This is a genomic window from Mangrovimonas xylaniphaga (genome assembly GCF_001280435.1).
In the GTDB taxonomy this organism is placed as follows: Bacteria; Bacteroidota; Bacteroidia; order Flavobacteriales; family Flavobacteriaceae; genus Mangrovimonas_A; species Mangrovimonas_A xylaniphaga.
Genome location: NZ_LBIP01000027.1, coordinates 20,831 through 33,222, shown reverse-complemented (window position 1 = coordinate 33,222; position 12,392 = coordinate 20,831). Strand labels below are relative to the sequence as shown.

The window sequence follows — 12,392 nt, the reverse complement described above, 5'->3', positions numbered from 1 at the left end:
ACACCTTTTGTCTTCATTCTTAATTTAAGATAAAAAAGTTCAGTATTTTCACACAAGTTAAGAACGATTGGATGAACCTAATTGGTCTTTAATCAACCTGAAAAACCAAACTTGATGATTAAGACAAAATTGAACACTATAATCAAATTACTTTCAGTAAGCTTCCTTGCTATTACTTTTTCAAACTGTTCCCCGGATAAGCCTTCCGAAATAACAACTCCCGAAAAACATCTTAAACTTTGGTACGATAAGCCCGCAAAACTTTGGGAGGAGGCTTTACCTATTGGGAACGGAAGAATTGGCGCCATGGTTTTTGGCAAAACCAACCAAGAGGTCATTCAGTTTAATGAAGAAACTGTTTGGGCCGGGGGGCCTGGAAACAATATACTTCCAGAGATTAAGGAACACTTACCTAAAGTTCGTCAGCTCATTTTTGAAGGCAAATATGAGAAAGCCCAAAATTTGGCAAACTCCTATTTACCACGTCGAGCCACTAGTAATAACAACTATGGCATGTGCTATCAGCCAGTGGGCAATTTGCAAATAACCTTACCTGACAGCACAAATATTACCGATTATTATAGAGATTTAGACATCTCAAATGCCGTGTCTACCGTAAAATACACCGCCAACGGTATCAACTACCAAAGAAAGGTCATCGCTTCCCTTGAAGATGATATTATTGCAGTTGAAATATCGTCCAACACCCCTTCTAGCATTTCTTGTATCCTTTCGGTTAATAGCCCTCATGAAAATCAGAATTTAGAAGTGAACAGCAATGCCTTATGGTTGCGAGGCATCAGTAGTGATTACGAAAACAAAAAAGGGAGTGTAAAATTCACATCCATTATTAAGCCAAAGCTTTTTGGAGGAAAGCTCACTTCAACGGATAGTTCATTGGTTATTTCCAATGCCGACAAACTAATAATTTACTTATCGGTAGCTACCAATTTCAAGTCCTACAATGACCTTACAGAGGATGCCGATTTAAAAGCTTCCAAATTATTAGAAGAAGCCCATAAAAAAGAATTTGTTGAATTACAAAAAGCACACACAACCGCGTACAAAAACTATTTTGACCGGGTTGAAATTGATCTTGGGACAACAGATTCCATCAACAATCCAACAGATGTACGTTTGGAGCAGTTTAACACTTCTAATGATCCTCAATTAGTTGCATTGTACTATCAATTTGGACGTTATCTTTTAATTTCAAGCTCACAACCAGGAACCCAAGCTGCCAACCTACAAGGTCTTTGGAACAACAAAATAAAACCGCCATGGGATAGCAAATACACTGTCAATATCAATACGGAAATGAACTATTGGCCTGCCGAACCAACCAACCTTTCGGAAATGCACAGCCCATTGTTCGACCTTATTGAGGACATTTCAAAAACAGGAGAAGAATCAGCCTCACAAATGTATGGCGCTAGAGGTTGGAACATCCACCATAATACCGACATATGGAGAATATCTGGAGTTGTAGATGGGGGTTATTACGGCTTATGGCCAATGGGAGGTGCTTGGTTGAGTCAACATCTTTGGTACCATTACTTGTTTACTGGAGATAAAGATTTTTTGAAAGAGAATTACCAAATTTTAAAAGGGATCTCATTATTCTATAAAGATATCTTGGTTGAAGAACCCAAAAATAATTGGTTGGTAATTTGCCCATCTATGTCTCCGGAAAATTCCCATCATGAAAAAACTACCATTGCAGGTGGGACCACTATGGACAATCAGCTGGTTAATGATGTCTTCAACAATGTTATTGAGGCTTCCAAAAACCTAGGGATTGATAAAGCATATGCCGACAGTTTAAGTTCAATACTACCCAAATTAGCTCCAATGCAAGTGGGTAATTGGGGGCAACTTCAAGAATGGATGGAGGATTGGGACCAAGAAGGCGACAAACACCGTCATGTATCTCATTTATACGGCCTATTTCCATCCAACCAAATATCGCCTTTTAGAACGCCTAATTTGTTTGCTGCAGCGAAAACCTCACTACTTGCTCGTGGTGATAAATCTACAGGATGGTCCATGGGCTGGAAAGTCAACCTTTGGGCGCGATTATTGGACGGTAATCATGCGTTGAAATTAATCAAGGACCAACTAAAACCATCCATACAAGAAGATGGAAGTCACGAAGGAGGCACTTATCCCAACTTATTTGATGCCCACCCTCCTTTTCAAATTGATGGCAATTTTGGCTGCACCTCAGGGATTACCGAAATGTTATTGCAGAGTCACGATGGCGCTATCCATCTACTTCCGGCTTTACCTGACACATGGAAACAAGGCTCTATTAAAGGCCTAAAAACATATGGAGGATTTACTGTGGATATAAATTGGAAAAATGGAACACTAGCTAATGCAACGATAAAATCTACATTGGGATGTAATTGCCGTATTCGTTCCTATGTTCCTTTAAAAGGTGAAAATATTACAGAAGCGAACGGTGACAACCCTAATCCATATTTTAGGGTTAGACCAACCTTAAGCCCTTTAATACATTCAACCAAAGACATGGAAACTTCTGAAGTAACCGTTTACGAATACGATATCAATACAAAACCTGGAGAGATTATTAATCTTAGTTTAGAATGATGAACTATTCATAACACGAAAGTCTTTAAAACCCTGTTATTTTTTCCCAAGCTTGGTAGGAATGACAAAAAACGGAATGTTCAAATGAAATCCTATTTGGTTAATGGTTGATTTAAAAAATAGGTTTTCAAAAAACGAGTGCTTGTTATTTAGCATCACCAATAAATTTACTCTAACCTTAAGTTGAAAATTTGTGATGGCTTCTTGCACCGTTTCATTTTGTACACTGTGGAATACATATGCCGAATGCTTAAAATAGCGTTCCAATTTCTGTTCATTCTGTTCCTGAAACTCCGTCAAGCCATTTCCTTTGAACACGTGCAAAATATTGACTCTCGCAACATTCTTTCCTATTAAGTCCAAAAGGGGTTGTATGTGCTCAGGCTGATAGTCAATTCCATAATCTGTTGGAAATAAGATTTCATGAGGAGATTCATAAGTAAAGGTGTCAGGCACGGCAATGATTGGACATTTCACTTTTTTAAACACAAACACCGTATTGGATCCAAAAAGCACTTCCCTAGCACCTGTAGCGCCTTTTGTCCCCATCACGACATAATCTATAGATTTATCCTTCACCTCTTCATTGATCTGCTCTACCAAGGTGTTAAAAATAGAAATGGTTTCTATGGAATGTTTAGGGTTGCTAAATTCCGTTTGCATCCTTTCCTTCAAACTTTCCAAATGCTTCAGAGAATTTTCTTTAAAAGAATCCATTACCCCATCGGGTTCGGGGACTACCAAAAGGTATTCTACTTGATATACCGCAGGCGCATAAGTATTTAACAAGAAAAAAGTACATTCCTCATTTTTGAACAATTGCAAAGCATATATTATGGCGTTCCAAGAGTTTTCGGAGAAATCTGTTGGTAAAAGTATTTTTTTCATGACTACATAATTTTGAACTTTTTGAAAGACATTACATATGCTCTCAGCTGCCCCTTAGCTCCTCTCTTAAATAGTGACTATGCCATAAGCTGTATTCAGCAAAAAAAGGCCGACCAAGAACAGAAGGATATAAAAAACCTGTACCAGTTTTATATTTAAAAACTCCAACCAATCTACTGTAAGCTTAGGGAAAATGAATAAAGCCAATCCAATGAACAAAGAGGCCCAACCAATTAGGGTAATGATGAGTTTCTCGTTCATTTCCCAAATATTGTGAAACAAAATATTGAGCAATCCCACCAATATGGCAATAAAAGCGGTGAGGATAAGAAATTTTTCATTCCTCAAATCCTTAAATATTTGCCGTATACGTTTTGGGTTAAAACTTAATACAAAGAAGAAAATGATAAGATACCATCCCCAAAATTTAGTTAAAAAAACTGAAGTGTCCATTGTATGTTAGTTTTTGTGTTAGCACCCCAAAAAACTGTTTTATCATGATAACACATTATCCTTACTAAGCTATAAATAAACCAGTTAACATAAAATGATATTTATCAATCTAAGGCGATTTATCTTCTGGTTTCCAATACACAACATCCTAATAATCTGAGAAATATCATAGTAAAATTTGTTGTACAAACGTATCTTTATTCCTATCGTCCGGAATAAGGACATTTGCAATGCAACGTATTTCTTTTTAAATTAATCATACATAGCAGCAAAAGGTTTAAACACAACATGTTTACTTTTAAAAACTTTAATATCGCCGATTGGTTTTCTTTCTACCGAATCATCAGCTCCCCCTTGCTTTTAGCGCTGATCTGGTTAGATTTAAGATTGGTGTTTTCTTGGTTATTGCTTGTAAGCTACCTCACAGATGCCATTGACGGTCAATTGGCTCGAAAACTGAAAATAACCAGTCCGAGGGGTTCCCAGTTGGACTCAATTGGCGACCAACTTACCCTAATTGTTGGTTTATTGGGGCTACTGTATTTTGAAACCGATTTTATCAAAACCAACCTTACCCTAATTCTAATTGCGTTTCTCCCCTTTATTCTCCAAATGTTCATTGCCTATTACAAATATGGCAAAGCCACAGCATTTCATACCTATTTGGCAAAACTGTCTGCCGTGGTACAGAGTGTATTCATTCTCTGGTCCTTATTTTTTAGTCCAGTGTATGCGCTTTTTTACATCATGTTGATTATTGGCATCTTGGAAACTATAGAAGAAATCACCCTTATTTTTATGTACGACAATTGGGCCTCGGATGTTAAAGGAATTTATTGGGCCTTACGGGACAAACGGCGTTTAGAAAACAAACAATAGAAGGGTCATGAAAAGTTATTCATTGTTTTCAATATTACTTTTATGCCTCGCTTTATTGCTTGTTGATGCTTTGGCCTTTTACTGGCTACAATCCATTACCAGTCTTTTTAATTCTTCCATTTTAAAAATTACAGTAAATGTTTTGTTTTGGTGTTTTTCTGTTGGTCTGGTAGTGGGTATCATTATCTTAAAAGTCATTTTGGACGATATCAATCCCAGAAGAAAGCACTTGCTCATTTCTTCATTGTACGGACTCACCGTGTCTTCCTTTATTCCCAAAATAGTCTTTGTAATTATTATCTCAATTCTCTTTTATGCCAATCAAGCATTTTCAGAAACCGAATCGGCAGTCATTATTCCAATTGTAGGGCTATTAGCTGGCTTGCTACCTTTTGCCGTAATTCTCTACGGAATTTTTAAAGCGGTTTACCGCTTTAAAATCATTCACCATAAATTACATTTCAAGAAGCTTCCTGAAGCTTTTCATGGATTAAAAATTGTCCAAATTTCCGATCTGCACATTGGTAGTTTCAACTATAAATATGATATCCTAGAAAAAGCGGTCAAACTCATCAATGACCTCCATCCAGATCTCATTGTTTTTACGGGTGACCTTGTCAATAACTATGCTTGGGAACTGATTGGATGGGATAAAGTGCTCAATAAACTAAAGGCCACCAAAGGGAAATATGCAGTGTTGGGCAATCACGACTACGGCGATTATTCCAAATGGGACAATGACAAGGACAAAGAAGAAAATTTTGAGGGCATACTGAATTTTTTCAAAAAAATTGACTTCACATTACTCATGGATGAGTCTGAAAATCTAGAAACCAACAACCAAAGTATTGCCATAATTGGCGTACAAAATTGGGGCACGCCTCCTTTTAAACAATATGGCGATTTACAAAAGGCAATAAAAAGCACAGAGCACATTCCTTTTAAAATCTTGTTGTCCCACAATCCCACACATTGGAGTGAAGAAGTATTGGACAATACCGATATTGCTTTAACCCTGTCAGGTCATACGCATGGTATGCAATTCGGAGTCAATTACAAAAACAAAACTTGGAGTCCCATAAAATACAAGTACAAACATTGGGAAGGCCTGTACATGCACCATGAGCAGTTTTTATATGTCAACAAAGGCTTGGGCTGGCTGGGATTCCCTGGAAGATTGGGCATGCGCCCCGAAATTACTTGGTTTGAATTAGAAAAGAAATAATTTTCTATTCTAAGTGTATTAAACGTAAATAAAATTATTATACACCTCTAAAAACCATCCATTCAACCAATTAGAACACTTTCCTAAATTCTTGAAAATCAATTATTTAAATATTGAAACACATAAAATCCTTATCTTAGTATTTCCTTTTGTTAACCAATCACATCACAAATTATAGGATGTAGCAAGACAATGATTAAATCAAGACCTAAATACATTAATACTGAAAAGGATCAAATGCTATTCCTAGAGTTAAAAAGGCTAACAAATGAAATGATTAAGTCCCTTCCTAAATCTCGATTACATCAACTAAAAATTAAATTTTTTATTTATCCTCTAATATATTTTGGTCTCTATCTAATAGCCTTATATAATGCTGATAATATTGGATTCTATCTCCTCTGTTTTTGTTTTATGGGATTTATGGTTGTCATAATTTTTTGTGAATTAATTCACGAACTTACCCATAACAATATTTTCAAAAAATCTCATCACAACAAAATAGCACTTAACCTTTTTGATCTTCTAGGCGCAAATAGCTACATATGGCAAAAAAGACACCTTAACCTACATCACCAATATCCGAACGTTAATGGTTGGGACGCCGATATTGAACAAAAGGGACCCATTGCAATTTTTCCCAGTGAAGAAAATAAGAGTCTTACAAAATATCAACATCGATATATTTTTTTACTATATCCCTTATTCATGCTTAATTGGCTCTTCATTCGTGATTTTCGCGATTTCTTTTCACAAAAAAGAATTATCAAAAAAATAGTAAAAATTCCATCAGTTGAATATTTCAAATTGTTTTTTTTCAAACTGCTATACATTTTCACTCTAGTATTTATACCATACCTATTTGCAAAAACCCATTTACTTCACGCTTTTGGAGGCCTACTTTGTCTTACTGTTTCAGGAAGTATCTTAGCTATGATCGTTCTTTTGACTCCCCATATAAATGTTTCCAATGAATTTCCACAAACTGATTCAAATGGAAAAATTGGAAGCTCATGGTTCCGCCATCAGCTTATTACAACAAATGATATTGACAATTCAAATTGGTTAACTCGCAATTTTATGGGGAACTTTAATTTTCATGTTGTACATCATATTTTTCCACACATTAGCTCTGTTTACACTCCTGAAGCCACCTCTTTGTTAAAATCGTTTTGCAAAAAGAATAACTTACCTTATAAATCGTACCCGCTTGGTTTAGCCTTAAAAAAGCACTATGAACTCATACGCAAAAACGCACTACCCTTACACGAAATGGATTTATAATATTCTATACTATGTGTTCTAAATTTCAATATTCAGATCTACATTGCCATCCAAACCTAAAAACATATGGTCATTCATTCAGTAAAGGGAATTCAACTAAAAAACAAAATATATGGTACTATAACCCTCCAAACTTTTTCACCAAATTATTGAACATTACCCTTGGAGTCACCAAATTTTCACAAGCAGATTTCACTTCACTCAGTAAAGGAAATGCAAAAATTATCTTTGCTTCATTATACCCCTTTGAGAAAGGCTTTTTCATTAATGCAGCGGGCCGGGGCTCCTTATCGGCTTGGTTATGCAATTTTGTAACGGACATTGGTTTTCATAGAATCAGACATCTACAACAACACACCAATTATTTCGTTGATTTGGAAAGAGAATACAACTTTCTAAAAAACAGTCAAAAATCATTTAAAATAGACAACCAAGAATATAGTTGGCGCCTAATTTCAAACCAAAACACATTAAGCAAATCGCTTTCAAATCAGTATGAAATAGCAGTCATTTTAAGTATCGAAGGGGCTCATGTATTCAATACTGGTCTTTCAGAATATGGCAAAACCACCTCAGAACTTGAGGTACTGGAAAATATTAGAAAAATCAAAAAATGGGAACACCCTCCTTTCTACATAACCTTTGCACATAACTTCAACAATGATTTATGCGGGCATGCTCAAAGTCTAGAACCAATTAAATATTTCGTTAATCAAAAGAAGGGAATGCATTCCGGTTTCACTGGCTTGGGAGTTAAAGCCCTCCACGAATTACTTTCTACTGAAAATGGAAATCCAATTTACATAGATATAAAACATATGAGTTTACAATCACGGAAAGACTATTTCAAAATTTTAGAAAGTGATTATTCCTTAAACATTCCACCTACGATTGTGAGCCATGGAGCGGTAAATGGTATATCTCTAAAACAAAAAAACAAAAGCACACATTCAGATAATTTTTATCATTCAGACATCAATTTTTTTGATGAAGAAATTGAACTTATCGGAAAATCTAATGGGCTTTTTGCTATTCAATTTGATACACGAAGAATTGCCAATCCACGATTAGTAAAAAAAACACTTAAAACTTTAGTCAGAAAGCAAAGTACACACTTAGCTGCACAAGTTATTTGGCAACAAATAAAATACATAGCGGAAATATTGGACAAAAAACAGTTGTTCGCTTGGGGAACAGCATGTATAGGTAGTGATTATGACGGTACAATAAATCCATTGCCTGGGGTTTGGACTACTGAATATTTCTATTCACTAAAGAAAGATTTACTTACTCAATCGTCTTCATATTTAAAAGGTTCCAACCCTCTTACCTTAAAAGAAAACAAAACAATAACTCCTGAAGAAATTTTATCTAAATTCTTCTTTTATAATACAAAGAATTTCCTACAAACATTTTATTAGAGGTATATTGATCAAACATTTACTCCCCACCTCCTATAAAGCCCGCATCTATTTTCCCCTTTCCAATAAAGAATTCACTTCAAATATTTTGTTACCACCACTATTAATCGTAATATTGCAATGAAACAATTAAAGAGCTTATGGGCATTACCAAAACCGAAATATTTACCGATTACCAAAACCAAATAGCCCTATTGGCAAAAGCGTTTGGTCACCCTGCAAGAGTGGCAATTCTAGAGCATTTGTTTAAAATTGATGCTTGTGCCTGTGGTGATTTGGTAGAAGAGATTGGCTTGGCGCAACCAACCATTTCCCAACATTTAAAAGAACTCAAACAACTTGGTTTGATTAAGGGAAATATTGAAGGCACCAGTGTATGCTATTGCATTCACAAAGAAAATTGGACGGAGATGAAAACCCTTCTCTCTGAATTCCTCAACAAGGACATCCCAAAAACGGATTGTTGCTAAAATTCAAACATGTTTAATTGCAGCTTTGCTAAAAACCTATAGATATGAAACTATCAGAAGTAAAAAAACATTTGGAACAGTTGGATACACTAACGTTCCAATTACCAAACGGAACCTTGGTTCCTGAACATTTCCACGTCACGGAAATAGGCAAAATCACGAAGCATTTTATCGATTGTGGTGGAACGGTGAGACAAGAAGAAGTCATCAACTTCCAGCTTTGGAATGCCAACGATTATAACCACAGATTGCATCCAGAAAAACTCGTGCACATTATAGAACTTTCAGAAAAGACACTTGGGCTAAATGATTCCGAAATTGAAGTGGAATACCAAGGAGAGACCATTCAAAAATTTGGTTTGGATTTTGACGGTATGAACTTTCAACTTACCACAAAACAAACAGATTGTTTGGCAAAAGACAACTGTGGTATCCCAGCTCAAAAACCAAAAGTAAAACTATCAGACCTTCAAAACGCTTGTTGCACGCCTAATAGCGGTTGTTGTTAAAGACCATTCAAAATATGTCATTATTTAAAAGTATAGAGGAGTTCATCTCTACCCTAGATTTGAATTCTATTTCAGAAGAACGCAAAGAAATCCTTCAGCCTCTTGTGGATTATATCCAACAAAAAGTAGCACAGAAAAACGATATTCGTATCAATTTTATTTGCACCCACAATTCAAGAAGAAGTCACTTATCGCAAGTTTGGGCACAAACCATGGCTTACCATTTTGGAATCAAACAAGTGTTTTGTTATTCGGGAGGTACAGAAGCCACGGCCTTGTTTCCTATGGCTGCGCAAACCCTTCAGAACACAGGATTTGAAATTGCCAGATTATCCGAAGGCACCAATCCCGTTTACAGTATAAAATATGCTGAAAACGCCCACCCAATCATTGGTTTTTCAAAAAAAATGGATGATGAATTCAATCCAAAATCTGAATTTGCAGCCATTATGACCTGTGATTCAGCCAACGAAGCCTGCCCTATTGTTCCTGGTGCAGAACAACGCATTCCAATTATGTTTAAAGACCCAAAAGCCTTCGACAACACACCTCAGCAGGCTGAAAAATATAGCGAACGTAGCAAACAAATTGCTACTGAACTCTTTTATGTATTCTCAAAAATCCAAACTAACTAATGGCTACAAAAAAATTAAGTTTTCTAGACCGTAATCTTACGCTATGGATTTTCGTTGCCATGGCACTTGGGATTGGTTTGGGATATTTCATCCCTTCCTTCCCAGATTATATCAACTCTTTCAATCAAGGCACTACCAACATTCCCATTGCCATCGGGTTGATTTTAATGATGTATCCTCCTTTGGCAAAAGTGAACTACGCCTTGTTGCCACAAGTGTTCAAAAACAAAAAAATCCTATCCATTTCATTGGTGCTTAACTGGATTATAGGCCCGATATTAATGTTCGTTTTGGCCATTATTTTCCTTAGGGATTACCCCGAATATATGGTGGGATTGATACTGATTGGATTGGCGCGTTGTATTGCCATGGTTTTGGTTTGGAACGACCTTGCCGAAGGTAGTAGCGAATATGGTGCAGGATTGGTAGCACTCAACAGTATTTTCCAAGTCTTTGCCTATAGCTTTTACGCTTGGATTTTTATTACCGTACTTCCTCCCTATTTTGGATTTGAAGGCGCTATTGTAGATATTTCCATTGGAACCATTGCCGAAAGTGTGGCTATTTACTTGGGAATCCCTTTCCTAATGGGAATTTTAAGCCGATTAATTTTAGTAAAACTAAAAGGCGAAGCATGGTATATGAATACTTTTATACCTAGAATCTCTCCAATGACACTTATTGCCTTATTGTTTACCATAGTGATTATGTTCTCTCTAAAAGGGGAATTGATAGTTGAAATCCCAATGGATGTGCTCATTATTGCCATTCCGCTATTGATCTATTTCGGATTAATGTTCATCATTGGATTTTTCGTTACCAAATCCATGGGTGCCGAATATGACAAAACTGCCTCAGTAGCATTTACCGCAGCAGGAAACAATTTTGAATTGGCCATAGCCGTTGCCATTGCCGTATTCGGATTGAATTCTAGGCAGGCCTTTGCAGGCGTTATTGGTCCCTTGGTTGAAGTACCAGCTCTGATTTTATTGGTAAAAGTTGCCTTTTGGTTGAAAGACAAATACTATGTAAAGGCCAAAGCCTAGTATATTTTCAGAAACCTATTAAAAGAAAAATGCCCTTATTCAGGGCATTTTTCTTTTCAACTAAACTTGCTTCCACTACTCCATAGGGGTTACCGTTACTTGAATAAAATCGGCAATTTCTGGATAGGTAAATCCGTCGTCTACCATTCTTACCACACCATGTTCATCTTCTCCAGTATTCGGAGCCGATTGTCTAGGTGCCTGGTTAGGTCCAATCCCTGGCTCTTCATTTACTTCGGTTCCCGCATCCCATAGCGACAAATACATGCTCACATCCCCACTAATGGGCATTTTGTTATCATCAAACAAAGCGATACCCATAGCCTCTGGTGCAATAAAAATATCGTTGGACTGGGCATACATCGTTACAAAGTTCAAATAATCATTGTGTTTGGCCGTTACATAAAATTCATAAGAATTTCCCGGTGTAATAGGACTCGGCATATCAGCTCCCACAGGGGTATTAAACACCCCAAAAGATCGTAAATCCGGGTTGGCCGCATTGCTTAAACTTTCATGTAACATACTTGGGTTACCATCCTCGGCAATGCCCTCTACACCTTCCCCATAATCAGCTTCCCAAGCCATGAATAAAGGCATGGTATTCTTCTTTTGAACCACAAACACCCCAGGAGAAAGCACCGTTGGGTAGGTTGTTTCGGCGCCAATGTTCGCAATGGTTACCTTAAAAGTGGTAAAAGCATTGTTTTCATTAGCCTTTCTAGCGGCTTCTTCAGAAGTTCCTGCCTCACTGGCAATGGTTTCTGTGTCATTTGTACAGGCCGTAAACATTAAGGCCATAAACGCGATCATAAATAATACTGTTCTCATAATAATTGATTTTAATTGTTGACTACACAAACCTACTCGCCAAGTATCACAATCCTATAACAAGGTTGTAAAGGATGTGTCACATTTTTATACTGCGCTTCGTTAAATTCACCTTTATCCACCAAGCACTTCTGGTTG

Annotated in this window: 12 protein-coding genes; 9 read left to right on the top strand and 3 right to left on the bottom strand. The window is 36.7% G+C overall.

The window, feature by feature from the left end:
- The first annotated feature begins 114 nt into the window (after positions 1-114).
- On the top strand, positions 115-2,613 hold the full coding sequence (locus ZA06_RS16245; protein WP_053978573.1) for a glycoside hydrolase family 95 protein: 2,499 nt from the start codon (positions 115-117) through the stop codon (positions 2,611-2,613).
- 36 nt (positions 2,614-2,649) lie between these two features.
- Here ZA06_RS16245 and ZA06_RS16240 read toward each other — a convergent pair whose 3' ends face one another.
- Positions 2,650-3,501, bottom strand: a complete 852-nt coding sequence (locus ZA06_RS16240; RefSeq protein ID WP_053978551.1) for a universal stress protein — start codon at positions 3,499-3,501, stop codon at positions 2,650-2,652.
- 66 nt (positions 3,502-3,567) lie between these two features.
- A complete protein-coding gene (locus tag ZA06_RS16235) occupies positions 3,568-3,954 on the bottom strand; it encodes a hypothetical protein (protein WP_053978550.1) in 387 nt (128 codons plus the stop codon).
- A 288-nt stretch (positions 3,955-4,242) separates the two neighbouring features.
- Here ZA06_RS16235 and ZA06_RS16230 point away from each other — a divergent pair, with 288 nt between their 5' ends.
- The 8 genes from ZA06_RS16230 (at position 4,243) to arsB (ending at position 11,423) form a co-directional block, all read left to right on the top strand.
- On the top strand, positions 4,243-4,833 hold the full coding sequence (locus ZA06_RS16230; RefSeq protein WP_053978549.1) for a CDP-alcohol phosphatidyltransferase family protein: 591 nt from the start codon (positions 4,243-4,245) through the stop codon (positions 4,831-4,833).
- Between the two features lie 7 nt (positions 4,834-4,840).
- Positions 4,841-6,058 carry a metallophosphoesterase gene (locus ZA06_RS16225; RefSeq protein WP_053978548.1) on the top strand — a complete coding sequence of 406 codons (1,218 nt, stop codon included), beginning with the start codon at positions 4,841-4,843 and terminating at the stop codon, positions 6,056-6,058.
- 192 nt (positions 6,059-6,250) lie between these two features.
- Positions 6,251-7,342: a fatty acid desaturase family protein gene (locus ZA06_RS16220; protein ID WP_053978547.1), complete on the top strand. Its 1,092-nt coding sequence runs from the start codon at positions 6,251-6,253 to the stop codon at positions 7,340-7,342.
- A gap of 149 nt (positions 7,343-7,491) precedes the next feature.
- Positions 7,492-8,763 (top strand): membrane dipeptidase, encoded by a 1,272-nt coding sequence (locus ZA06_RS16215; RefSeq protein ID WP_168155239.1) that lies wholly within the window; start codon positions 7,492-7,494, stop codon positions 8,761-8,763.
- 140 nt (positions 8,764-8,903) lie between these two features.
- Positions 8,904-9,233, top strand: a complete 330-nt coding sequence (locus ZA06_RS16210; protein WP_053978545.1) for an ArsR/SmtB family transcription factor — start codon at positions 8,904-8,906, stop codon at positions 9,231-9,233.
- A 44-nt stretch (positions 9,234-9,277) separates the two neighbouring features.
- Positions 9,278-9,742, top strand: coding sequence for a DUF6428 family protein (locus ZA06_RS16205; protein WP_053978544.1), 465 nt, complete (start codon positions 9,278-9,280; stop codon positions 9,740-9,742).
- A 14-nt stretch (positions 9,743-9,756) separates the two neighbouring features.
- Positions 9,757-10,377, top strand: coding sequence for an arsenate-mycothiol transferase ArsC (locus ZA06_RS16200; protein WP_053978572.1), 621 nt, complete (start codon positions 9,757-9,759; stop codon positions 10,375-10,377).
- A complete protein-coding gene (arsB, locus tag ZA06_RS16195) occupies positions 10,377-11,423 on the top strand; it encodes an ACR3 family arsenite efflux transporter (RefSeq protein ID WP_053978543.1) in 1,047 nt (348 codons plus the stop codon). The genes ZA06_RS16200 and arsB overlap by 1 nt, the downstream gene beginning before the upstream one ends.
- A gap of 75 nt (positions 11,424-11,498) precedes the next feature.
- On the opposite strand, the gene ZA06_RS16190 is transcribed toward arsB, so the two are convergent.
- Entirely contained in the window at positions 11,499-12,254 is a 756-nt protein-coding gene (locus tag ZA06_RS16190) for a spondin domain-containing protein (RefSeq protein ID WP_053978542.1), read from the bottom strand.
- Positions 12,255-12,392: the final 138 nt, after the last annotated feature.

Bases quoted from the DNA above. Each gene is read 5' to 3' on its own strand.
- ZA06_RS16245 (WP_053978573.1), top strand. From the start codon at position 115: ATGATTAAGACAAAATTGAACACTATAATCAAATTACTTTCAGTAAGC.
- ZA06_RS16240 (WP_053978551.1), bottom strand. From the start codon at position 3,501: ATGAAAAAAATACTTTTACCAACAGATTTCTCCGAAAACTCTTGGAAC.
- ZA06_RS16235 (WP_053978550.1), bottom strand. From the start codon at position 3,954: ATGGACACTTCAGTTTTTTTAACTAAATTTTGGGGATGGTATCTTATC.
- ZA06_RS16230 (WP_053978549.1), top strand. From the start codon at position 4,243: ATGTTTACTTTTAAAAACTTTAATATCGCCGATTGGTTTTCTTTCTAC.
- ZA06_RS16225 (WP_053978548.1), top strand. From the start codon at position 4,841: ATGAAAAGTTATTCATTGTTTTCAATATTACTTTTATGCCTCGCTTTA.
- ZA06_RS16220 (WP_053978547.1), top strand. From the start codon at position 6,251: ATGATTAAATCAAGACCTAAATACATTAATACTGAAAAGGATCAAATG.
- ZA06_RS16210 (WP_053978545.1), top strand. From the start codon at position 8,904: ATGGGCATTACCAAAACCGAAATATTTACCGATTACCAAAACCAAATA.
- ZA06_RS16205 (WP_053978544.1), top strand. From the start codon at position 9,278: ATGAAACTATCAGAAGTAAAAAAACATTTGGAACAGTTGGATACACTA.
- ZA06_RS16200 (WP_053978572.1), top strand. From the start codon at position 9,757: ATGTCATTATTTAAAAGTATAGAGGAGTTCATCTCTACCCTAGATTTG.
- arsB (WP_053978543.1), top strand. From the start codon at position 10,377: ATGGCTACAAAAAAATTAAGTTTTCTAGACCGTAATCTTACGCTATGG.
- ZA06_RS16190 (WP_053978542.1), bottom strand. From the start codon at position 12,254: ATGAGAACAGTATTATTTATGATCGCGTTTATGGCCTTAATGTTTACG.